This is a genomic window from Stenotrophomonas sp. SRS1, assembly GCF_026130205.1.
Taxonomy (GTDB): domain Bacteria; phylum Pseudomonadota; class Gammaproteobacteria; order Xanthomonadales; family Xanthomonadaceae; genus Stenotrophomonas; species Stenotrophomonas rhizophila_B.
On record NZ_JAINFD010000003.1, the window covers coordinates 73,084 to 95,373 of the forward strand.

The 22,290-nt window shown below is 66.7% G+C and carries 17 protein-coding genes; 9 read left to right on the plus strand and 8 right to left on the minus strand.

Features of this window, described 5'->3' with window-relative positions:
• The first annotated feature begins 83 nt into the window (after nucleotides 1-83).
• Together mfd and K4043_RS11030 are read left to right on the plus strand one after the other, a co-directional pair.
• Nucleotides 84-3,551, plus strand: a complete 3,468-nt coding sequence (gene mfd / locus K4043_RS11025; protein ID WP_265309362.1) for a transcription-repair coupling factor — start codon at nucleotides 84-86, stop codon at nucleotides 3,549-3,551.
• A gap of 114 nt (nucleotides 3,552-3,665) precedes the next feature.
• A complete protein-coding gene (locus K4043_RS11030) occupies nucleotides 3,666-4,247 on the plus strand; it encodes an HD domain-containing phosphohydrolase (protein ID WP_123728710.1) in 582 nt (193 codons plus the stop codon).
• A 72-nt stretch (nucleotides 4,248-4,319) separates the two neighbouring features.
• On the opposite strand, the gene K4043_RS11035 is transcribed toward K4043_RS11030, so the two are convergent.
• Nucleotides 4,320-6,413, minus strand: a complete 2,094-nt coding sequence (locus K4043_RS11035; protein WP_265309363.1) for a M13 family metallopeptidase — start codon at nucleotides 6,411-6,413, stop codon at nucleotides 4,320-4,322.
• Between the two features lie 286 nt (nucleotides 6,414-6,699).
• Here K4043_RS11035 and K4043_RS11040 point away from each other — a divergent pair, with 286 nt between their 5' ends.
• The gene (locus K4043_RS11040; RefSeq protein WP_265309364.1) at nucleotides 6,700-7,476 is read left to right on the plus strand and encodes a hypothetical protein; all 777 of its coding nucleotides are present in this window, start codon (nucleotides 6,700-6,702) and stop codon (nucleotides 7,474-7,476) included.
• Between the two features lie 117 nt (nucleotides 7,477-7,593).
• Here the strand turns inward: K4043_RS11040 and gpmA are convergent, their stop codons facing one another.
• Together gpmA and K4043_RS11050 are read right to left on the minus strand one after the other, a co-directional pair.
• On the minus strand, nucleotides 7,594-8,343 hold the full coding sequence (gene gpmA / locus K4043_RS11045) for a 2,3-diphosphoglycerate-dependent phosphoglycerate mutase (protein ID WP_070426899.1): 750 nt from the start codon (nucleotides 8,341-8,343) through the stop codon (nucleotides 7,594-7,596).
• A gap of 86 nt (nucleotides 8,344-8,429) precedes the next feature.
• The gene (locus tag K4043_RS11050; RefSeq protein WP_265309365.1) at nucleotides 8,430-9,476 is read right to left on the minus strand and encodes a cation diffusion facilitator family transporter; all 1,047 of its coding nucleotides are present in this window, start codon (nucleotides 9,474-9,476) and stop codon (nucleotides 8,430-8,432) included.
• Nucleotides 9,477-9,645: 169 nt separating this feature from the next.
• On the opposite strand from K4043_RS11050, the gene K4043_RS11055 reads away from it, so the two are divergent.
• Nucleotides 9,646-10,779, plus strand: coding sequence for a metallophosphoesterase (locus tag K4043_RS11055; protein WP_265309366.1), 1,134 nt, complete (start codon nucleotides 9,646-9,648; stop codon nucleotides 10,777-10,779).
• A gap of 6 nt (nucleotides 10,780-10,785) precedes the next feature.
• Here the strand turns inward: K4043_RS11055 and K4043_RS11060 are convergent, their stop codons facing one another.
• The 3 genes from K4043_RS11060 to K4043_RS11070 form a co-directional block, all read right to left on the minus strand.
• A complete protein-coding gene (locus K4043_RS11060; protein WP_265309367.1) occupies nucleotides 10,786-10,986 on the minus strand; it encodes a hypothetical protein in 201 nt (66 codons plus the stop codon).
• 69 nt (nucleotides 10,987-11,055) lie between these two features.
• Nucleotides 11,056-13,752, minus strand: coding sequence for a serine/threonine-protein kinase (locus K4043_RS11065; protein ID WP_265309368.1), 2,697 nt, complete (start codon nucleotides 13,750-13,752; stop codon nucleotides 11,056-11,058).
• Entirely contained in the window at nucleotides 13,749-14,351 is a 603-nt protein-coding gene (locus K4043_RS11070; RefSeq protein WP_265309369.1) for an ECF-type sigma factor, read from the minus strand. Before K4043_RS11070 ends, K4043_RS11065 begins: the two co-directional genes overlap by 4 nt.
• A 118-nt stretch (nucleotides 14,352-14,469) precedes the next feature.
• On the opposite strand from K4043_RS11070, the gene K4043_RS11075 reads away from it, so the two are divergent.
• The 3 genes from K4043_RS11075 to K4043_RS11085 all read left to right on the plus strand — a co-directional run bounded on the left by K4043_RS11075 (nucleotide 14,470) and on the right by K4043_RS11085 (nucleotide 18,632).
• Nucleotides 14,470-14,856: a BlaI/MecI/CopY family transcriptional regulator gene (locus tag K4043_RS11075; RefSeq protein WP_123728703.1), complete on the plus strand. Its 387-nt coding sequence runs from the start codon at nucleotides 14,470-14,472 to the stop codon at nucleotides 14,854-14,856.
• On the plus strand, nucleotides 14,853-16,352 hold the full coding sequence (locus K4043_RS11080; protein WP_265309370.1) for a M23/M56 family metallopeptidase: 1,500 nt from the start codon (nucleotides 14,853-14,855) through the stop codon (nucleotides 16,350-16,352). The genes K4043_RS11075 and K4043_RS11080 overlap by 4 nt, the downstream gene beginning before the upstream one ends.
• 108 nt (nucleotides 16,353-16,460) lie before the next feature.
• Nucleotides 16,461-18,632, plus strand: coding sequence for a TonB-dependent receptor (locus tag K4043_RS11085; protein WP_265309371.1), 2,172 nt, complete (start codon nucleotides 16,461-16,463; stop codon nucleotides 18,630-18,632).
• Here the strand turns inward: K4043_RS11085 and K4043_RS11090 are convergent, their stop codons facing one another.
• Together K4043_RS11090 and K4043_RS11095 are read right to left on the minus strand one after the other, a co-directional pair.
• Entirely contained in the window at nucleotides 18,633-19,766 is a 1,134-nt protein-coding gene (locus K4043_RS11090; protein ID WP_123728700.1) for an acyl-CoA desaturase, read from the minus strand.
• 2 nt (nucleotides 19,767-19,768) lie between these two features.
• Nucleotides 19,769-20,842, minus strand: coding sequence for a ferredoxin reductase (locus K4043_RS11095; RefSeq protein WP_265309372.1), 1,074 nt, complete (start codon nucleotides 20,840-20,842; stop codon nucleotides 19,769-19,771).
• A 93-nt stretch (nucleotides 20,843-20,935) separates the two neighbouring features.
• Here K4043_RS11095 and fabR point away from each other — a divergent pair, with 93 nt between their 5' ends.
• Both fabR and K4043_RS11105 read left to right on the plus strand, forming a co-directional pair.
• Nucleotides 20,936-21,598: an HTH-type transcriptional repressor FabR gene (fabR, locus tag K4043_RS11100; protein WP_123729694.1), complete on the plus strand. Its 663-nt coding sequence runs from the start codon at nucleotides 20,936-20,938 to the stop codon at nucleotides 21,596-21,598.
• A 267-nt stretch (nucleotides 21,599-21,865) separates the two neighbouring features.
• Nucleotides 21,866-22,285 (plus strand): type IV pilin protein, encoded by a 420-nt coding sequence (locus tag K4043_RS11105; protein WP_321160142.1) that lies wholly within the window; start codon nucleotides 21,866-21,868, stop codon nucleotides 22,283-22,285.
• The last annotated feature ends 5 nt before the right edge of the window (nucleotides 22,286-22,290 follow it).

The window sequence follows — 22,290 nt, forward strand, 5'->3', positions numbered from 1 at the left end:
ACCGGTAACGCGGATCGGCTGTACGCTTGCCTGCCGCCGGATGACGCAGCCGCCACGCTGCGGTCTGCTAAAATCGACGGTTCATGTCACGCACCTCCTATCCCGTTCCGCCGCTGCCACGTCCTGGACAGCTCCGCGCCTGGTGGCGCGCTCCCGCTTCGGCGACAGCGCTGGCGTGGTACATCGCCCGCGCGGCACAGTCGCACGACGGGCCGTTGCTGGTAGTCGCCCGCGACAACCATGGCGCGAACCAGATCGAAGCCGATCTGCACACCCTGCTCGGCAGTGCCGACGACGTGCCGATCGTGGCCTTCCCGGATTGGGAAACCCTGCCCTACGACGCCTTCAGCCCGCACCCGGACATCATTTCCCAGCGCCTGGCCGCGCTGCATGCCCTGCCAGCGCTGAAGCGCGGCATCGTGGTGGTGCCGGTGCAGACGCTGCTGCAGCAGTTGGCACCGCTCAAATACGTCATCGGCGGCAGCTTCGACCTGACGGTCGGCCAGCGTCTGGATCTGGACGCGGAAAAACGCCGCCTGGAATCGGCCGGCTACCGTAACGTGCCGCAGGTGATGGACCCGGGTGATTTCGCCGTGCGTGGCGGTTTGCTCGATGTCTACCCGATGGGGGCCGAGGCGCCGCTGCGGGTGGAACTGCTCGACGAAGACATCGATTCGATCCGCGCGTTCGATCCGGAATCGCAGCGCTCGCTGGACAAGGTCGAGGCGGTGCACATGCTGCCCGGCCGTGAAGTACCACTGGATGATCTCAGCGTCTCGCGCGTGCTCAACACGCTGCGCGAGCGCTTCGATGTGGATACCCGGCGCAGCGCGCTGTACCAGGATCTCAAGGCCGGTATCGCGCCGGCCGGCATCGAGTATTACCTGCCGTTGTTCTTCGACAGGACCGCGACCCTGCTCGATTACCTGCAGCCCAACGTGCTGCCGGTACTGGCGCCGAACGTGTTCGATGCTGCGGCCGCCTTCTGGGCGCAGACGCAGAACCGCTACGAGCAGCGCCGCCACGATGTCGAGCGCCCGCTGCTGGCGCCGGAAGAACTGTATGCCAGCCCCGAGCAACTGCGCGCCACGCTCAACGGCCTGGCCCGCGTCGAAGTCTGGCCGCTGGATCACGACCGCATCGGCGATGCACAGCCGCTGGGTGACCAGCCCCTGCCGCCGCTGCCGGTGGCCGCACGCGATGCCCCGGCCGCCGAGGCGCTGAAATCCTTCATCGGTCATTATCCGGGCCGCGTGCTGATCGCCGCCGATTCCGCCGGCCGTCGCGAAGCCCTGCTGGAAGTGCTGCTCGCCGCCGAGCTGAAGCCGCCGGTGGTCGCTGATCTGCCCGGTTTCCTGGCCGACGACAGCGTGCGCTTCGGCATCACCGTGGCGCCGCTGGAAGACGGTTTCGCACTGGAAAGCCCGCCGATCGCGGTGCTGACCGAGCGCCAGCTGTTCCCCGAACGCGCCGGCCAGCAGCGCCGCAGCCGCCGTGCCGGGCGCGAGCCGGAAGCGATCATCCGCGACCTCGGCGAGCTCAGCGAAGGCTCGCCGATCGTGCATGAAGACCACGGTGTCGGCCGCTACCGCGGCCTGATCGTGCTCGATGCCGGCGGCATGCCCGGCGAGTTCCTGGAAATCGAATACGCCAAGGGCGACCGCCTGTATGTGCCGGTCGCCCAGCTGCACCTGATCAGCCGCTACTCGGGTGCCTCGCCGGAGACCGCGCCACTGCATTCGCTGGGTGGCGAGCAGTGGACCAAGGCCAAGCGCAAGGCGGCCGAAAAGGTCCGCGACGTCGCCGCCGAGCTGCTGGAAATCCAGGCGCGTCGCCGTGCCCGTGCCGGCCTTGCGCTGCACGTGGACCGCGCGATGTACGAGCCGTTCGCGGCCGGGTTCCCGTTCGAGGAAACGCCGGATCAGCTGGCCGCGATCGACGCGACCCTGCGCGATCTGGCCAGCAGCCAGCCGATGGACCGTGTGGTCTGCGGTGACGTCGGCTTCGGCAAGACCGAGGTCGCCGTGCGCGCCGCGTTCGCCGCCGCCAGCGCCGGCAAGCAGGTCGCCGTGCTGGTGCCGACCACCCTGCTGGCCGAACAGCATTACCGCAATTTCCGCGATCGCTTCGCCGATTGGCCGCTCAAGGTGGAGGTGCTGTCGCGCTTCAAATCCACCAAGGAGATCAAGGCCGAACTGGAGAAGGTCGCCGCCGGCACCATCGACGTCATCATCGGTACCCATCGCCTGCTGCAGCCGGACGTGAAGTTCAAGGACCTCGGTCTGGTCGTGGTCGATGAGGAGCAGCGCTTCGGTGTGCGCCAGAAGGAAGCGCTCAAAGCGATGCGCGCCAACGTGCATCTGCTGACCCTGACCGCCACGCCGATTCCCCGCACGCTCAACATGGCCATGGCCGGGCTGCGTGATCTGTCGATCATCGCCACGCCGCCGCCGAACCGGCTGGCGGTCAAGACGTTCATCACCGCCTGGGACAACGCGCTGCTGCGCGAAGCCTTCCAGCGCGAACTGGCCCGTGGTGGCCAGCTGTACTTCCTGCACAACGATGTTGAGAGCATCGGCCGCATGCAGCGCGAGCTGGCCGAGCTGGTGCCCGAAGCACGCATCGGCATCGCCCATGGGCAGATGCCCGAGCGCGAGCTGGAGCGGGTGATGCTGGACTTCCAGAAGCAGCGCTTCAACGTGCTGCTGTCGACCACGATCATCGAATCGGGCATCGACATCCCCAACGCCAATACCATCATCATCAATCGCGCCGACCGCTTCGGCCTGGCCCAGCTGCACCAGCTGCGTGGCCGCGTCGGTCGCTCGCACCACCGGGCGTACGCCTACCTGGTGGTGCCGGACAAGCGCGCGATGACGCCCGATGCCGAGAAGCGCCTGGAGGCGATCGCCTCGATGGACGAACTCGGTGCCGGCTTTACCCTGGCCACCCACGATCTGGAAATCCGCGGTGCCGGCGAGCTGCTCGGCGAGGACCAGAGCGGCCAGATGGCCGAGGTCGGCTTCAGCCTGTACACCGAGCTGCTGGAACGTGCGGTGCGCAGCATCCGCCTGGGCAAGCTGCCCGATCTGGACGCCGGCGAAGAGGCACGCGGTGCCGAGGTCGAGCTGCACGTGCCCGCCTTGATCCCCGACGCCTACCTGCCTGACGTGCACACCCGCCTGACCCTGTACAAGCGCATCAGCAGTGCGCGTGACAGTGCTGAGCTGCGCGAACTGCAGGTGGAGATGATCGACCGCTTCGGCCTGCTGCCGGACCCGGCCAAGCACCTGTTCGCGATCGCCGAGCTCAAGCTGCAGGCCAATGTGCTGGGCATCCGCAAGCTGGAGCTGGGCGAGAACGGCGGGCGCATCGTGTTCAACGCCAAGCCGGAGATCGACCCGATGGCGGTCATCCAGCTGATCCAGAAGCAGCCCAAACTGTACACGATGGATGGGCCGGACAAGCTGCGCATCAAGCACCCCTTGCCGCTGCCGGAAGACCGCTTCAGCGCCGCCAAGGCCTTGTTGCTGACCCTCTCCCCGCGTTGATTTCACGCCTGGCGCCGGTCGCCAGGGGCTATCGTTCGATGGGCAGGCGCCACGTGGCGGCCTGCCCGACCCCGGCACTGACGGCCGGCCATCCGACCCCACGTGACCGCCGCCATGTTCGACGACGCCCCTTCGCAGGTCTGCTCCATCGATGCGCTGTCGATGTCGTTGCAGATGCGCGACCAGTACACCCGTTTCCACTGCGACCGGGTCGGCCTGCTCGGCGATCAGCTGGGGCGTCTGTGCGATCTGGACGACACGCAGCGCGCGCATCTGGCGCTGGCGGCCCGCTTCCATGACATCGGCAAGATCGGCATTCCCGACAACGTGCTGTTGTATCCCGCGCGCCTGGACGACGCACAGCGCGCGATCATGCGTACTCACCCCGAGCGCGGTGAGCGCATCTTCGCCACCACCGGGCGCAGTGACGCCGCCGAGGTGGCGCGGCTGATCCGCAGCCATCACGAGGCGTTCGATGGCAGTGGTTATCCGGATGGCCTGAAAGGCAGCGACATTCCGCTGGGCGCGCGCGTGCTCACCATCGTTGATGGTTACGACGCCATGACCACCACCCGCCCCTACCGCGGCCCGATGCCGCATGCCAAGGCGATGGGCATCCTTGCCGGGCAGCAGGGTGGCCTGGTGGATCCGGAGGTGTTCGGCCTGTTCACTCGGATGATGGCCTCCGCCGGCTAGCCCTACGCCAGGTGGGGCCTGAAAAAAAACCCGGCGTTCGCCGGGTTTTTCGTATCACTCAACCGCGTGCGATCACCAGATCACAACGCGCTTGTCGTCGGCACGCACCATCGCATCGCCCGCCTTGCACTCGAACGCCTGTGCGTACGCCGGCATGTTCGACGGCGCGCCGTTGGCACGGAAGTTCGCCGGGGCGTGCGGATCGGTGTTCAGACGCACGCGCAGCTCGCCTTCATTGAAGTTGCGGCGCCACACGGTGGCCCAGTTCATGAAGAAGCGCTGGTCCTGCGAATAACCGTCCACCTCGACGTTGGCCTTCGGGTTTTCCTTGAGCGCCATCTGCAGCGCGTCGTAGGCCACGGTCAGGCCACCCAGGTCGCCGATGTTCTCGCCCAGGGTCAGCTTGCCCTTCACGTTCACGCCCGGCAGCGACTCATAGCCGTCGAACTGCGCGACCAGCTGGTCGGTACGCTGGGTGAAGGCGGCACGATCGCTGTCGGTCCACCAGTTGTCGAAGTTGCCGTTGGCCGCGAACTGGCTGCCCGAGTCGTCGTAGCCATGCATCATCTCGTGGCCGATGACCGCACCGATGCCGCCGTAGTTCAGCGCCGGATCGGCCTTGGCGTCGAAGAACGGCGCCTGCAGGATCGCCGCCGGGAACACGATCTCGTTCTTGGTGGCGTTGTAGTAGGCGTTGACGGTCTGCGGGGTCATGCCCCACTCGGTCTTGTCGACCGGCTTGCCGATCTTGTTGAGCATGAAGCGGTAGTTGAACGTGCGCGCGGCCTGCATGTTGCCCAGGTAGCTGTCGCCGTTGGTTTCCAGGCCCGACCAGTCACGCCACTTGTCCGGATAGCCGATCTTCGGGGTGAAGCTGGCCCACTTTTCCAGTGCCTTCCTGCGGGTGTCTTCGCTCATCCACTCCAGCTTCTCCAGGCGCGCCTTCAGCGCCACCGAGAGGTTCTCCACCAGGTGCTGCATCTGCACCTTGGAGTCGGCCGGGAACACGGCGTCGACATATATCTGGCCCAGGCCTTCGCCGATGGCACCGTTGACCGACTCCAGCACGCGCTTCCAGCGCGGCTGCATTTCCTTCTGGCCACGCAGGGTGGTGCTGTAGAAATCGAAGTTGGCCTTTTCGAAGGCGCTGCTCAGGTACGGCGAGGCGTCGTCGATGGTGTGGAAGCGCAGGTAGGCCTGCCAGGTGGCGGCCGGTACGTCGGCCAGCATCTTGTCCACTTCACCGAAGAAGGCCGGCTGGGCCATCGAGAACTTCTGCGCGGCCGGCACCTTCAGGGTGTCGAACAGCGCGGTCCAGCTGAAGTTCGGGGTCAGCTTGTCCGCGTCGGCCGCGCTGACCGGGTTGTAACGCTTGGCCGGGTCACGCATTTCGATGCGCGACATCGACGCCTTCGCCAGACGCGTTTCGAACTCCATCACAGCCTTGGCCTGCGTCTTGGCCTGCTCGGCATCGACGCCGGACAGGGTCAGCACCTGCGCGATGTAGGCAACGTACGCGTCGCGGATCTTGGCCTGCGACTCGTCGAAGTAGTAGCCCTTCTCCGGCAGGCCGAGGCCGCCCTGGCCGACATAGGCGATGACGTTGGCCGAATCCTTGTAATCGGCATTGGCGAACAGCGAGAACAGCACGCCCTGGCCCACGGCCTGGCTGTCGCGCAGGTACTGGGTAATGGCGGCGGTGTCGTTCAGCGCGGCGATCTTGTCCAGCTGCGGCTGCAGCGGGGTGATGCCGGCGGCGTCGATCTTGGCTTCGTCCGAACCGGTCTTCCAGATGTCACCGATCTTGGCTTCCACCGTGCCGGCCTTGGCCTGGCTGGCGGCGGCCTGCTGGACCAGCGCGTGCTGCACTTCCAGCGAGCGCTCGCGCAGGATTTCGAAGCTGCCCCACGTGGTCTGGTCGTTCGGGACCGGGTTGGCCTGGAGCCACTTGCTGTTCACGAACCCGTTGAGGTCGGTACAGGCGGCGATGGCGGTATCCAGATCGGCGCTGTTGAGCGAGATCAGCGCGGTCTTGATCTGCGACTGATCAAACGCCGGCTTGGCATCGGCGGTGGCGGCAGGCGCGGTATCGGTCTTGCCGCAGGAGGCCAGCGACAAGGCGATGGCGGCGGTCAGGCCCAGCGGGACCAGCTTGGAAAACTTCATTCGACTCTCCGGCTACAGATGTGACCGCGTTCACGCGGCGAACCGAAGAGGATAACGACTTTGCGCGTGCGCGCTGCCCTCCCAAAGGTCATGCCCCAAGAGTTGATACACAAGCCTACGCACCCCACGGAGGATGCATTCCCTCTCCTTTTCAGCCCACCAAAAAATAGACAGTTGCCGAAGGCAAACTCTACTTTTAAGTAATAGAATTTGACGGATCTGGCAAAGGAAGTGCGCCACCAAGCGATATAAAAAACGAAACTTTGCATACCCACGGAGGGAAGGCATGAACGAAGCAGACGATTCACCGAGGCATCAGCAATCACGCGAAGAACTTGAAAATCACTTGCAGGATCAAATATCGTTCCTAGAGTCCTCAGCACGTTCTTTCGATGATGGATACGAGGGAGAGTCGAAGAGGATAGCGACAGCAGTCAGAGTTCTTTTGCATGATACTAAAAAATGCAAGTCACTTCTTTCTCAACTCAACTTAAAGGGCATTGATTTCTGGGACACCTCGGGGCCACTTGAGATAGCAAGTCTTACGTCGCATAGCGGACTAGTGGTTAGCGCAATGAACTCGCAGCGCGCCACCTACCATGCATTTTTGGACAACGGATTCTCGTCACCCAACAGGGTCTCCTTCGAACATTGGTGGAATCAGATCGTTTTTGTGGACACCCTGAAACGAACGCTATCGAGGCGCGACTTGGTTCTGGTGGTTGCAAATCAAGATGGTGGGGCACATGTTGACCCGTCACTGGATACCGCGTACGCAGATCTTTCGCGAAATAACTCGCTAGGATGGACATTTCAACACGATGGCGGCCCAACGATAGACTTGAAGGGCCCCGAGAAAGCTGCGCTAAGGCAAGTTTGCCATGAAGTCCTAAAAGCGCTCATTCCAAACTACCAGCAACAGCCAAGTTACCCAGCAAATTCTCTTGTTTTTGGCGGAATGCAACTGATAGAAGTGGCGGAGCACCCGTCAGGCACCCAAACGAAATCTTGCTCGAACGACAGTGGGGTTAAGCTCGTCCATCAATGCAATTTGTGCAGCTGACGATGCCAGCCACTTGGTTTCTTCTGGCTAAAATCAAAGAAGATTAGATCAGCCATTTGTGGCAAATCCCAAATCCAGAGTCAGGCGAAAAGGCCGGCTTGCGCCGGCCTTTCGTTGTTATTTCGCCTTGCCCTGGTTCGCCACGGCCTCAGCCGCCTTGCGGGCCGCTTCCGGGTCGCCCAGGTAGCGGAACGACTGCACCGTCAGGTCGTCGTTGAGTTCAAACAGGAGCGGGATGCCGGTCGGGATGTTGAGTTCCAGGATGGCTTCCTGCGAGACATTGTTGAGGTACTTGTACAGCGCGCGCAGCGAATTGCCGTGGGCGGTGACCAGCACGGTCTTGCCGTCCTTGAGCTGCGGGGCGATCGAATCGAACCAGTACGGCAGCACGCGGTCCAGCGTGGTGGCCAGCGATTCGGTGCCCGGCAGCGCGTTGCGGTCCAGGCCGGCATAGCGGCGGTCATGGATCGGGTGGCCCGGGTCCTCGATGTCCATCGCCGGCGGCGGGATGTCGTAGGAGCGGCGCCAGATCTTGACCTGGTCCTCGCCGTGCTTGGCGGCGGTCTCGGCCTTGTCCAGGCCCTGCAGCCCGCCGTAGTGACGCTCGTTCAAGCGCCAGCTCTTGCTGACCGGCAGCCAGTCCTGGTCCAGTTCGGCCAGGGCACCCTGCAGAGTGTGGATGGCGCGCTTGAGCACCGAGGTATGCGCTACATCGAACTGCAGGCCCTCTTCACGCATCAGGCGGCCGGCGGCGGCGGCCTCGCGGCGGCCCTGCTCGGTCAGTTCCACGTCCACCCAGCCGGTGAAGCGGTTGTCCAGGTTCCACTGGCTCTGGCCGTGGCGCAACAGTACGAGTTTCCGGGTCACTGCAGTATCTCCGACAGATGGCAAGGCAGACCCGCATTGTAGCGGCAACCCTGCCCTGCCCGTCCGCCGGAGGGCCTCCCCTGACCTCAGGGATGCGGATGTGCGTGATGGCCCTGCGCGTCCGGTGCAGCGCGGCGGCTGTCGTTGCTGCCGTGCGCGTGGCGGTCATGCGCATGACCGGCATGATCATGGGCGGCGTGGTCGTGCCCGGCATGGTCATCAGCATGCCGCTCGCGCGGGCTGCCCACGCTGCAGGGATCACCGCAATGATCCGCCTCGATCTGCAGGGTCACATGATCGATGCCGTGCTGCTCGTGCAAGCGGGTGCCCAGCTCGCGGCGCAGGCGGTCCGCATCCACGCCGGTGCCCATCACCACGTGCGCGGTCAGTGCCGGCGTACTGGAGGCCAGCGCCCACACGTGAAGGTCGTGCACATCCACCACCCCATCGTGGGCGCACAGGGTGCTGCGTACCGCAACGACATCCATGCCCTTGGGCACGCCTTCCAGCAGCACGTTGATCGCCTCGCGCATCAACACCCACGTGCGCGGCAGCACCCACAGGCCGATCAGCACGGCCAGGATCGGATCGATCGGCTTCCAGCCGGTCCAGCGGATCAGCAGCGCGCCCACGATCACCGCGACCGAACCGAGCATGTCCGCCCAGACCTCCAGATACGCACCCTTGACGTTGAGGCTCTCGCCGCTGCCGGCGCGCAGCAGGCGCATCGAGATCAGGTTGATGACCAGGCCGAACACCGCGATCGCCAGCATGCCGGTGGAGGCGATCTCCTGCGGCGCGCGGAAACGCTGCACCGCCTCCCACAGAATGTAGCCGGCCACCACGAACAGCATGCCGCCATTGATCATCGCGCCGAGCGCCTCCAGCCGCGCGTAGCCGTAAGTGCGCTTGGCATCGGGCGGGCGCCGGCTGAGCCGGACCGCGACCAGTGCGATCATCAATGCGAGCGTGTCGGTGGCCATGTGCGCGGCATCGGACAACAGCGCCAGGCTGTTGGTCCAGAACGCGCCGATGACCTCCACCAGCAGAAAGGTGGTGGTCAGGCCCAGTGCCCACCACAGCGGTTTCTCGTGGCGGATCTCGCTGGGCAGATGGTCGTGGTCGTGACCCATGAAAGCTCTCCTGGACAATGCCGGCAGGGTAAGCAGCGCTTTGCGCGGAGACTATTACACTTGGTGCGGCGTTCAGTGCACCGTTCACCCGCTGACCAATGGCGCATGTCCGCAGCGGCACGTGCGGCGTAGCATCGCGGCACTGCCGTCCGTTACAGGAACACCCCCGATGTCGATCCGCCGCGCCTTGACCCGCCCTGCCCTGCTCCTGTTCCAGTCGGCGTTGCTGATGTCGCCGTTGTTGGCCACTGCGCGCGAGGTGGCTGCGCCGGCCGAGCACGTCGAGGCCGACGGCCCCTACGTCTTCCGCACCCCCACCGGGCTGGAGGCGGCCTGGGTGTGCAACGACCATGTGATCCGCCGCGAGCTGCCGGCGCGCGACGGGGGCACGGTAGTCGCTCCCGAATGTGGCTACCCGCATGCGCTGACCGTGCTGCCACCGCGCACGGCCGAGGTCGCGCGGTTCCCCGCCACGCCGCGGATCGTCGCGTTGTCGGACATCCACGGGCAGTACCGCCTGCTGGTGAAGCTGCTGCGCGCCCACCACGTGATCGACAGTGACGACCGCTGGTCGCTGGGCGACGCCACGCTGGTGGTGGCCGGCGATGTATTCGACCGCGGGCCGCAGGTCACCGAGGCGTTCTGGCTGCTGTACAGCCTGCAGCAGCAGGCCACGGCCGCCGGCGGCGCGGTGCACTTCGTGCTCGGCAATCACGAGACGATGGTGCTCTACAACGATCTGCGCTACGTCCACCCGACGTACCTCAGGACCGCGCAGCTGCTCGGCCGTTCCTACCCCGCGCTGTACGGGCCGGACTCGACCCTCGGCCAGTGGCTGCGCACCCGCCCGGTGCTGCTGCGCATCGGCGACACCCTGTTCCTGCATGGTGGCATCGCACCGGAGAATCTGGATCTGGTGCGCGATATGGATGCCACCAATGCCGGGTATCAGGCCGCGGTCGGGCTGCCCAAGGAGCAGGTCAAGGCCGCGCCGGACACTGCGCGCCTGTTCGACGGCAAGGCCAGTCCGATCTGGTACCGCGGCTACTTCGATGGCCGCATGGACACCGCCCAGGTCCATACCCTGCTCAAGCAGCTGGACCTCGCCCGCATCGTCGTCGGCCACACCTCGATGCCGCATGTCAGCAGCTTCCATGGCGACCGCATCATCGCCATCGACAGCAGCATCAAGAACGGTGAGAACGGCGAGCTGCTGTTCATCGAGAACGGCACGCTCAGCCGTGGCCTGCTCGATGGCTCGCGGGTGCCGCTGGCCGAAGGCCGGATCGGCGAGAGCGACTGACCGGATTCAACGCGGCGTGTAGATGCGCGAGACCATCCAGCCGCCATGGCTGCGGAAGCGGCCGCTGTCACCGGTCAGGGCGAACCGCAGTGCCACGATCCAGGCGCGCCCGGGCGAGCAGTGCCAGTCGCGCGCCTTGCGGTAGGCCTTGCTGAAGGCACGCAGCGCGTCAACGGCGCGGGGATCGGGATGGAGATGGTTTGACATGGCGTCTCTTCGATCAATGAGGCCCGGGATCGGCCTCCTGATCGATAAACCGTGAAAACCATCACAGAACTATCGCCCTCCGGTGCGGCCCTGCCCCGGATTGTCCAAGCGCAACTCCAGCGCATTGATACGACTCAGAAATTCCGACGAGGGAGCCAGTTCCTGCAGGTGTGGACGGGCCCGAGCCATCTGCGCGCGGGCGCCGGCGGCATCACCGTTGTCGAGCAGTGCCTCGGCCAGCGGCACCCGCCACTTGGCGGTGGCGGTGGAATCGGCACCATAGAAACCGGTGAAGGTCTCCACCAGCTGGGCCGACAGCGGCACCGCCGCCGGGTCGGCGCGGCGCTGGGCCAGCAGCGCCTGCTGCATCTGCATGCGCAGCGCCAGCCAGGGCGGCAGGGTGGGATGGGCCTGGCCGAACGCCGCCAGCGCCCGGCCGGCCTCGGCATGTTGTCCTGCCCGGATCAGCCATTCGATCTCGACCAGCCGCAGCACCAGCAACTGCGGTGAATCGGCGGGCAGATCGCGCCGCCACAGGGTCGCGACCTGCTGCAGCGGCGCCTGTGCTTCGGCCGTCCGGTGGGTACGCAGCAGCAGCCGGGCCAGCACCATCTCCACATCAAGGGTATCGGCGTGCTCGGGGCCGAGCAGGCGCCGATAGCGCGTCAGCGCTGCGCGGTAGTTCTGCTCGGCCTGGGCGTAATCGCCGCGCGCTTCCTCCATGAGGCCGTGGGCGTACTGCTTGACCGTATAGGCTCGGCTGTCCACGCCATCGACCGCGGCACTGGTCTGCAGGCTGTTGCGGAAGTGCTGATCGGCGGCCAGATAGCGGCCAAGATCGAGGTACTGGCCCGCCAGTCCGGCCTCGGCCGAGGCGGTATAGCTGCTGTTCGCGCCGAACATCTGCCGGGTCAGCGCGAAACTGCGTTCGGCCAATGCCAGCGCTTCATCGATGCGGCCCTGGTTGAGCAGCGTGGCGGACAAGGCGCGCAGCACACGCTGGTATTCCGCGCCCTGCACGCCGTGTTCGCGCGATGCCTCGGCCAGTGCCTCGCGCAGGATCGCCTCGGCCTTGCCGAGTTCTCCCTGGCTTCGGTAGAGATCGCCGAGGTTGGCCATCGCGGCCATGCTGCCCCGCTGCAGTGGGGCGTCGTTGCTGCCTCGGCTCAGTGCCAGTGCGGCGCGGAACGCCTGCTCGGCAGGCGCGTGTTCTTCCAGCTGCGCATGCGCCAGGCCCTGCGCGTTGAGGGCCTTCATCCTGACCGTCGGCACGTCGTCCTTATCAAGCAGCGCCAAGGCGCGCTCGGCACTGATCAGCGCGTCCTTGTCACGGCCGGCGCTGAGCTGCTGCGCCGACAGGCTGGCCCAGGCGTCGGCGATCTCGTGCGCCGCCGCACCGGTACGCACCAGCCCGGCCACACTGTCGCGCAGCAGGGCCTCGGCATCCTGGGGTTGACCCAGGTTCTGGTAGGCCCGCCCCAGCGCAGCCTGCATGCGTGCGCGCAACGCAGGCGACACGGTGCGGTCATGCTCGATCCGGCGTGCACCGAGGTCGAGCACCTCGCGGGCGGTCATCGGTGTGCCGTTGCGCAGGCCGGGATCGGCCGCATCGAAGGCGGCCACCAGGACATCGGCAATGCCAGCGGCGGCCACCGCGTTCTGCTCGGCCTGGCGGCGGGCCTCGCTCAGGCGCAGCACGAACACCACCCCCATCGCTGCCACCAGCGCAGCGACCAGGCCGACGCGCCACTGCCGTCGCAGCAGCAGGCGTGCGCGATGCCAACGGCTGGGGCGGCGCGCGCGCACCGGGCGATGCGCCAGATACCGTTCCAGGTCTTCAGCCAGCGCCTCGGCAGAGGCATAGCGTTCGACCGGGTCGGCCGCGCGCGCCTTCGCCGCGATTGCGCGCAGGTCGGTCGGCACCGCGCGGCCATCGCCCGGGGCGCGATCGCTGAGCAGGGTCTCCAGCATCACGCCCAGGCTGTAGACATCGCCGGCGATGCTGGCCGGTCGCCCGGCCAGCCGTTCCGGACTGGCGTAGGCCGGAGTGAGGTAGTCCACGGCATCACCGGCGTCACCCAGCAGATGGGCGATGCCGAAATCCAGCAGCACCGGCTGCCCATCGGGCCGCACCAGCACGTTGGCCGGCTTGAGGTCGCAGTGCACCACCGATTGCGAATGCGCGGCCTGCACCGCGCGGCATATCTGCGAGAACAGCCGCAGGCGCGCCGCCAGCGGCAGGCCGAGAGTGCTGCAGGCCACGTCCAGCGGCTCGCCCTGCACGTACTCCATCACCAGATACGGCTGGCCGCCCTCGGCCACGCCGACGTCGTACAGCCGGGCGATGTGCGGGTGCTGCAGGTCCGCCAGGATCTGGCTTTCACTGGCCAGCCGCGTGGCCAACACCGGATCGTACGTGCGGCGCATCAGCTTGATGGCGACCTCACGCCGGTACAGCGCGTCGGCACGCTCGGCCAGGAACACCACCCCCATCCCGCCGACCGCCAGCAACCGGCTGAGGCGCCACGGCCCGAGCCGCTGCCCGACCAGTGCGGACGGATCGTCCATATCGGCCATGACAGCCGCGAGCGCCTGTTCGATCCGCCCCAGATCCCCAGTCTGCGCGTGCAGCAGTTGCAGCGTCTCGTCGATCGCCGCGGGGTCATCGCACAGCGCGCGCAGCGCCGGGCGCCAGCGCGCCTCGGGCAGATCACAGACCGCATCGAACAGTCCGCGCACCATCTGCCAGCGGGCAGCGTCGGTCATGCGCGGGTCGCCGGCCCGGCCAGGTGGCGGTTCAACCACGCCTTGGCAAAGCGCAGATCGCGGTCGACCGTGGGCACCGACACCTCCAGCGCCATGGCGATCTCTTCGCGACCCATGCCACCGAAGTACATCCATTCCACCGTCCGCGCCGCGCGCGGATCCAGCGCGGTCAGTTCCTCCAACGCCCGGTTCAAGGCCAGCACCTCGAAAGCATCGTGGTCGGGGCTGACCTCCAGGTCGGCAGAGGACAGAGTCAGATTGACCACACCACCGCCGCGCTTGGAGGCGGCCATCGCACGGGCATGATCGACCAGCACGCTGCGCATCTTCAGCGCTGCCAAGGACAGGAAGTGCACGCGGTCGCGGTAACCGACCTCACCGTCGATCATCCGCATCAGCGCTTCGTGCACGAGCACCGTCGGTTGCAGTACGCCGTCCCGGGGATTGCCCAGCCGGGCCACGGCCATGCCCCGCAACTGCGTGTAGAGCAACGCAAGCAGCTGATCGCGGGCGGCAATGTCCTGCTGCTCGCTCCAGCGGCGCAACAGGCAGGTGACCTCCTGGCGCTCGGCAACAGGAGGTGTCGCATCAAAAGACATGTGGGACGTTATCCGTGCGTCACAGCAGGCATCGAACACGCAGTATCGGTGACGGCCCTCTTGCACGCAATGCGACACATGTCGCACACTTGCGACACCTCGCCACATCGGGATCACCATGTCCGTGCCGCCTACCCCTTCCAATGCCGAACTGGAGCTGCTCAAAGCGTTGTGGCGCCAGGGTGCCTGCAGTGCGCGCGAAGTCCATAACGGGGCCGCCGACGCGCTCGACTGGTCCTACTCCTCCACCCGCAAGACGCTTGAGCGCATGGTCGACAAGGGTCTGGTGGAGGAAACCGTCGAGCATGGGTTGAACATGTACCGCGCGAAGGTGGGCAAGGTCGCCACGCTGGCTGCGCTCAGCACCGACTTCGCCCGCCGGGTGCTGGAGATCGATGGCGCGTTGCCGGCACAGGCGTTCGCCGACAGCCGCCTGCTCAGCGAGCAGGAGCTGCAGCAGTTGGATGCGCTGCTGCGCGCTCCCGCCAAGGATGACCCGGAATGAGCCTGCCGACGCTGGGGTTCTGGGTGGTGCACGCCGCTGGCGCCCTGGCCGGTGGCGGGTTGGCCTGGGCAGCCGGCCAGCGCCTGCATCGGTGGTTGGGCCTCTCCCACGCCGCGTATGGCTACTGGATGGGGTTGTGGCTGTTGGCGGTGATGCCGGTACTGCTGTCCGCGGCAGTAGCGCTGTGGGCGCCCGCCCCGCTGGTGGCGTTGCCAGCGGCCTTGATCATGCCGCTGCCGGTCGCGCTGGACCTGGGCGATGCCGGTGCGGCAGGCGTTGCACACGTTGCCGCCGCGTGGGCACCTCCGTCTGCCGCCACGTGGCTGGCTGTGCTCTATGCCATCGGTGCCGGCGTCGCACTGCTGCGCGTGCTGGTCGGCACGCGGCGCACCGGCCAGCTGTGCCGTGCGACCACGCCGATCACAACGGCGGCATGGCCGGGTCCACGCAGCCGTGCTGCAGCACGGCGTCTGCTGGCGGCGGGCATCACGTGCCGGGGCAGTGTGCTGCCGGTGAGCCCGTTCGCGGTGCGCTGGCCACAGCCCTTGATCGTGCTCCCTGCCTCGGCATTGGATCAACTGGACGATCGTGCGCTGTGCCTGATCCTCGGCCATGAAGCGGCCCATCTTGCGCGCCGCGATCCGCAGCGCGCCGGACTGATGGCGGTGTTCAATGCGCTGCTGTGGTTCAACCCGTTCCTGCTTCGGATCAGCGCACGCGTGCAGTTGGCGACCGAGCTGCGCTGTGACGCACATGCGCTCGCCGAAGATGTACACGGTGGGCGCGACTTCGCCGCGGCGTATGTCCGCACGCTGCGGCTGACCGCAGCGACCCACACGCCATCCACTGCACTGACCCACCGCGACCTGGCCGGACATGAAGTCCGCATCCGCCACATGTTGCACGGCGACGGCGCACGACCGCTGTCGGGACCACGCCGCGTCCTGCTGCTGGGCAGCACGCTGCTGACCGGCGGCCTGCTGCTGGTGATGCAGGCCAGTACCGCACGTCCGCTGCGGGAGGCTGCTGTCGGTGCCGACCCGATCCGCGTTGCAACGACGGTTACCGCACTGCCGCTGCCGCCGGTACGCGACACCCCTGCCGGGGTCCGGTTCCAGGCCCCGTTGGCCGCACCCCGCATCACCAGCCCGTTCGGCGATACCGGCAGCATCCGGCAACGTGCGCACCGCGGCACCGATTTCGGTGCTCGCCCCGGCACGCCGGTACTGGCCCCTGCGGATGGTCGCATTGTCGCTGCCACGACCGCCTACCCGGACGGTCCCCAGTACGGCACCGTCGTGGTGATCGACCATGGCCAAGGCTGGCAGACGTTGTATGCGCACCTGCAGGGCGTGGACGTGGCGGTTGGCCAGCAGGTGCACGCCGGCGAGCAGATCGCACGGGTCGGCAGCACCGGACGCGTGACCGGCCCGCATCTGCATCTGGAGATGCTGCGCGATGGTGAGCGCGTCGATCCGCAGGCATACCTGCCATGACCCGCTAAGCCGCTCCCCGAACCACCGCTGCATTTCGTTTTCCTGGCCACAGGAGGGGCGCGTATTGCCCGGCGAAATGCGAACTCTGCCCTTCTGCACGGATCGCCCATGACTCCTTCGTTCCGCACCGTCCTGGCCCTGGCCCCGCTATGCACCGCGTTCTCGAGCGCTGCGCAGTCACTGCCTGCGCCAGCGGCCCCGCCGACCACCGCGCTGGACACCGTGCAGGTGCAGGCGCAGGCCTACGACATCCGCCGCGATGACACCGCCACCCGGATCGTGGTCGGCAGCGAAACACTGCGCCAGTACGGCGACCTCGGCCTGGTCGATGCGCTCAAGCGTCTGCCTGGCATCACCGTCGGCACCGGCGCCCCCGGCCGTAGCGGCGCGCTGTCGCTGCGCGGGTTGGGCGCGGGCTACACGCAGATCCTGCTCAATGGCCAGAAGGCGCCCACCGGCTTCGATCTGGATTCACTCACCCCGGAGATGGTCGAGCGGGTGGAGATTCTTCGTGCGCCGACGGCCGACCAGCGTGGCGAGGCGATCGCCGGTTCGATCAACATCGTGCTGGCCGCTGGGGCACGCAAGGATACTGAGCAGCTATCGTTGGCCTGGGGCAACAGCCAGGGACGGAATACGCCGTCGATCAGCTGGCAGCGCAACCGGCGCGCCGGCCATCGCAGCAGCGCGATCACGGCGACCGCATCGCGCCGCGCGTTCCTCGTTGAAGAAACCGGCACCGAACGTGCGTGGGACCCACAGGGGACGCCGACGGTGTTGCGCGACACCGCCCTGCGTGCCAGCGGAACGCGCGATGTGCTTTCGCTGGCCCCCAGCCTGGAAACCACGCTGGAGAACGGCGACACCCTTGCATTGCAGGCGGTGGTCGATGCCAGCCGCTTCGACCGCGTCACCGACATCGACTGGATGACCTCGCTTGGTGCCCCGCTGCGCACGACCCGGTACCAGCAACGCACGCGCATCGACGTCGCACAGGCCAACGGCAGCGCAACGTGGACACGTGCGTTCGAGCTGGGCGGCACGTTCACCACCAAGCTGCGCCTGGGCGGCAACCGCGAGCGCTATACCTACCGCGAGCAGGGCCAGGCGCCGGACGGTCGACAGAACCTGCAGGACCATACCGATGCGCGACTGACCGTGGGCGACCTCAACAGCACCGGCAAGTACACCCTGCCAGCCAGCGGACGACATGCACTGCAGTTGGGTTGGGAAGGCAGCGAGGACCGTCGTGACGAATCACGGATGCAGCGTCTGCTGCCGGTCGGCGATGAAGCGGCGTGGTTCAGTGACCTGGCCTTCGACGCCCGCATCCGACGGCTGGCGCTGTACGCGCAGGACGACATCACCCTCAGCGAGCGCTGGTCGGTCTATGCCGGGGCGCGTTGGGAGCAGATCACGACGCGCAGTGAGGGCAGCGGGTTCAGCGGCATCCACCGACGTGAGCAGGTGCTTTCGCCGGTGCTGCAGTCGCTCTGGAAACTCCCTGGCACCCCAGGCGATCAGCTGCGCATCGCGCTGACCCGCACCTACCGCTCACCGACGCTGGCCTCGCTGATCCCGCGTCCGTATACCTCCACCAACAACCGCCCACTCAATCCCGACGAACGCGGCAACCCGGCGCTGCGCCCGGAATTGGCGACCGGGATGGACCTGTCCTATGAGACCTACGGCAAGGACGGCACGCAGCTCAGCCTGGGGGGCTATGTCCGCCGTATCACCCATGTGATCCGCACCGAAACCCAGCTGCAGGACGGGCGTTGGGTTGCCTCACCGGTGAACGGCGGCACGGCGATGACCTGGGGCGTGGAGATGGATACTGCGTTGCGCCTGCCGCAGCTGATCGCCGGCGCACCGGATGTAGCGCTCCGCTTCAATGCGACCGCCAACGATTCGCGCGTGGAGGATGTGCCCGGCCCCGACAACCGCCTCGATGAGCAGGTGCGCTTCAGCAGCACGCTCGGGGCGGACCGTCAGATCCGCTCGGGGTGGACCGTGGGCGGCAGTTACACCTACCGTACCGGCGGCACGGTACAGATCAGCCCGGGCCAATTCGAGATCGCCAGCTATGGGCGCGAGCTGGACCTCTACTCGCTGTGGACGCTGGGCACACGCGGCAAATTGCGGTTGAGCCTCAGCAATGCGCTGCACCGGGCATTGCATACCGGGCAATCGCGGGTCAGCGACGATGGCACCGAGCAGCTGCGACGCCAGCGCAGGGCGTCACCGCTGTGGCGCCTGCAACTGGAGCTGCCGCTCTGATCAACCCGGCTGGCGGCTGGCCTCGGTCATCGCCGGCAGCGCGCGCACACGGCCCGGCTTGCTCGGGAAGGCATGGCGCACGATCCGCCACATCACCTGACCGAACTGTCGCGGCAGCGAACCGGTGTTGTAGTGCTGGCCGTAGCGCGCGCAGATGTCCTTCACTTCGACCGCGATCGCGGCATAGCGGTTGGCCGGGATATCCGGATAGAAGTGGTGCTCGATCTGGTGGCTGAGGTTGCCCGACATGACGTTCATCAGCTTGCCACCGGTCAGGTTCGACGAACCGCGCAGCTGGCGCAGATACCAGTGGCCGCGACTCTCATCGCGCACGCATTCCTTCGGGAACGTCTCGGCCTCGGCGGTGAAATGACCGCAGAAGATGATCACGTAGGTCCACACGTTGCGGATCAGGTTGGCCACCACGTTGCCCAGCAGCACCGGCAGGAAGAACGGACCGGCCAGTGCCGGGAACAGCAGGTAGTCCTTGAACATCTGCTTGCCCATCTTGCGGCCGACCGGGCGGAACTGCTTGCCCAGCTGCTTGAGCGTCATCTTGCCGGCAAACACGCGGCCCAGGCGCAGGTCCTGGATCGCGATGCCCCATTCGAACAGCAGCGCGAACACCACCGCCACGACCGGCTGCATCAGGTAGAACGGGCGCCAGCGCTGCTCGGGGAAAATGCGCAGCAGCCCGTAACCGATATCGTCGTCCAATCCGCGCACATTGGTGTAGGTGTGATGGCGGAAGTTGTGGGTCTTGCGCCAGCTGTCGGCGGTGCCGACGATATCCCACTCGTACGTGCTGCCCTGCAGCTGCGGGTCGCCCATCCAGTCGTACTGGCCATGAATCACGTTGTGCGCCAGCTCCATGTTTTCCAGGATCTTGGACAGCGCCAGCATCACCACACCGGCAATCCACGCCGGAATCAGCACGCTGTGCACGAACGCACCCAGGAACAGCAGCGCGCGGCCGGCCACGCCGGTCCAGCGCACTGCGGCCACGACGCGACGGATGTAGCGCGCATCGCGCGCGCCGAGCGTGGCCAGCTGGCGTGCGCGCAGGGCATCGAGTTCATCGCCGAAGGCCTGCAGTTCGGCCGGGGACAGCGCGCGGTTGTGCACGGAAGACATGGTCACAGCTCCAGGATCAGGTCGGTGCTGGCGCTGTTCACGCACAGCTTTACTTGCGTAGCCGGTTCGGCCGCGTGTTCGCCGGTCAAGGTGTGGCGGGTGACGCCGGATACCTTCCCGCAGACACAGGTATTGCAGATGCCCATGCGGCAGCCACTGGCCGGGCGCAGCCCTTCGGCCTCCAGCGCCTGGAGCAGGGAGGTGCCGCGCGGCAGGGCAAGCGTGCGGCCACTGCGGCGCAGTTCGACCTGCACCGTGCCCGTTTCCGCACCCGCCAGCACCGGCGGGGTGAAGGCTTCGGACTGCAGCGAAGCAACCTGGTCCTGCAGCCGCGCCTGCGCCGCATCCACGAACCCGCCCGGGCCGCATACCAGAGTGCGGGCGCTGCTCAGATCCCCCAGCGCCTCGAAGGCGAATGCATCCACGCGCGACGCCGGTGCAGCGGGGTCGCGGGTCAGCGCGATGTGCAGGTCGAAAGACGGATGGCGTTCTGCCATCGCGGCGAGCTCCTCGGCGAAGCAGAGTTCTTCGCGGCGGCGTGCCCAGTACACCAGATCCACCGTCCCCGGCATCCCGGCGTCATCGAGCTGGCGCAGCAGTGCGCGCATCGGGGTGATGCCGCTGCCGGCGGCGAGCAGTAACAAGCGCTCGCTGGAGGCTGCCGGCAAGGTCATCTCACCGAACGCCTGGCCGAGCTCGAACACCTCACCCGTTACCGCGGCATGGGCCAGATGCTGGCTGACGGCACCGCCAGCGATCGTCTTGACGGTGATCGCCAGGCGTCCGTCGGCCAGCACGGTCGGGCTGTAACTGCGCGACAACCGACGGCCATCGACTTCCACGCCCAAGGTGACGTGCTGGCCGGGCAGCAGCCCGCGGAAATGACGGTTGGGCTTGAGCACCAGGGTGACGGCATCTGCGCTTTCGGCGGTGCGCGACACCAGACGGGCCAACGGGCGGCGCAGCGTCCACAGCGGATGCAGGCGGGTCCCCCAGAAGTCGAACAGCTCTTCGGAGACCCAGCGGCGGGGGCTGGCGGGGTGACGGCGGGCAGCAATGCGCGGGACGGTGCTCATGCTGCGCACTATACGGCCGAGCATACAGCTGTGTATACAGGTGTACACCTCCCGGACCCGCTATGATTCAGGGACTTGACCGCCCTGCCCCCGATGACCTCCCCAGACCTGCCCCTGCCTGCCTCCGACGACGCCCATCCCGCGCGCAAAGCCTCCATCTCACGCGAGGATCTGCTGGCCGCGGCATTGGCCCTCATCGGGCCGCACCGCAGCGTCTCCACGTTGAGCCTGCGCGAGGTCGCGCGTGAAGCCGGGATCGCCCCGAACTCGTTCTACCGTCAGTTCCGCGACATGGACGAACTCACCGTGGCGCTGATCGACCTGGCCGGCCGCTCGCTGCGTACGATCATCGGCGAGGCCCGCCAGCGCGCGGCCTCCTCGGACCGCAGCGTGATCCGGCTCTCGGTGGAAACCTTCATGGAGCAGCTGCGTGCCGATGACCGCCTGCTGCACGTGCTGCTGCGCGAAGGCACGGCCGGCTCGGATGCGTTCAAGCACGCGGTCGATCGCGAACTGAACTACTTCGAAGACGAACTGCGGGTCGACCTCATCCGCCTCGCCGCCGCCGACGGCGCGCGCCTGCACGAACCGGCGCTGGCCTCCAAGGCGATCACCCGGCTGGTCTTTGCCATGGGCGCCACCGCAGTGGACCTGCCACCGGAAAAAGACCCCGAATTGATCGATCAGCTGACACAGATGCTGCGAATGATCATCACCGGGGCGCGGACCCTGGCCGGCAGCCCACCGCTGCGCTGACGGGGCCGACGCACGCGCAACGCCCTTTGCGGTGCGACGCTGCGCCGCACCAATTTCGATTGACACCGGGCGTCAGCCGCTAATAAAGTGTGAAATTCCTCACAAACGTAACTCCGCCACTGTCTGCCGGCTGCTTCTCGGGAATTGGGGTCCTGAGCGCATCCAGGCGTACCGGAGACATCCGCCTGCAGGCCGTGCGCCTGTCGTGTGGCGTGTCGCAGTGACGGCTCCAGGCCCCAGGGAAGGCAGGCGTTGATGGATACCGTAGTGGCACCTCGTTCGCGGCGCGGCATGCGCGGCTTCACGCTCCTTGAGCTGATGGTGGTGGTGGCGATCATCGCCATTCTGGCCGCCATTGCGCTGCCGTCGTACCGGAACTATGTGCTGCGCTCCAAGATCCGGTTGGCGCAGAGCGACCTCCTCGCCCTGTCAGCCAACGTCGAGAACGTCCGCCAGCGCACCCTGAGCTACCCCGCCGATGCCACGGCCGCGAAACGTGGCTGGACGCCGGCCGCGAGCAGCGCCGATTTCACCTTCGGGTACGCGACGACAAATGGCGGCTACAGCTTGACGGCCGAGGGTGGCAGCACGCTTGGCAGCGCCAGTGGCTGCACCCTGACCCTGACCGACAGCAACCAGCGAAGCGTCAGCAGCGCCTGTGGCGCTGTCGGCGTTGACGCCTGGTAACGACC

Bases quoted from the DNA above. Each gene is read 5' to 3' on its own strand.
- K4043_RS11090 (WP_123728700.1), bottom strand. From the start codon at position 19,766: ATGTCTTCCGTGCACAACCGCGCGCTGTCCCCGGCCGAACTGCAGGCC.
- mfd (WP_265309362.1), top strand. From the start codon at position 84: ATGTCACGCACCTCCTATCCCGTTCCGCCGCTGCCACGTCCTGGACAG.
- K4043_RS11055 (WP_265309366.1), top strand. From the start codon at position 9,646: ATGTCGATCCGCCGCGCCTTGACCCGCCCTGCCCTGCTCCTGTTCCAG.
- K4043_RS11065 (WP_265309368.1), bottom strand. From the start codon at position 13,752: ATGACCGACGCTGCCCGCTGGCAGATGGTGCGCGGACTGTTCGATGCG.
- K4043_RS11075 (WP_123728703.1), top strand. From the start codon at position 14,470: ATGTCCGTGCCGCCTACCCCTTCCAATGCCGAACTGGAGCTGCTCAAA.
- fabR (WP_123729694.1), top strand. From the start codon at position 20,936: ATGACCTCCCCAGACCTGCCCCTGCCTGCCTCCGACGACGCCCATCCC.
- K4043_RS11080 (WP_265309370.1), top strand. From the start codon at position 14,853: ATGAGCCTGCCGACGCTGGGGTTCTGGGTGGTGCACGCCGCTGGCGCC.
- K4043_RS11030 (WP_123728710.1), top strand. From the start codon at position 3,666: ATGTTCGACGACGCCCCTTCGCAGGTCTGCTCCATCGATGCGCTGTCG.
- K4043_RS11085 (WP_265309371.1), top strand. From the start codon at position 16,461: ATGACTCCTTCGTTCCGCACCGTCCTGGCCCTGGCCCCGCTATGCACC.
- K4043_RS11040 (WP_265309364.1), top strand. From the start codon at position 6,700: ATGAACGAAGCAGACGATTCACCGAGGCATCAGCAATCACGCGAAGAA.
- K4043_RS11060 (WP_265309367.1), bottom strand. From the start codon at position 10,986: ATGTCAAACCATCTCCATCCCGATCCCCGCGCCGTTGACGCGCTGCGT.
- K4043_RS11035 (WP_265309363.1), bottom strand. From the start codon at position 6,413: ATGAAGTTTTCCAAGCTGGTCCCGCTGGGCCTGACCGCCGCCATCGCC.
- K4043_RS11050 (WP_265309365.1), bottom strand. From the start codon at position 9,476: ATGGGTCACGACCACGACCATCTGCCCAGCGAGATCCGCCACGAGAAA.
- K4043_RS11095 (WP_265309372.1), bottom strand. From the start codon at position 20,842: ATGAGCACCGTCCCGCGCATTGCTGCCCGCCGTCACCCCGCCAGCCCC.
- K4043_RS11070 (WP_265309369.1), bottom strand. From the start codon at position 14,351: ATGTCTTTTGATGCGACACCTCCTGTTGCCGAGCGCCAGGAGGTCACC.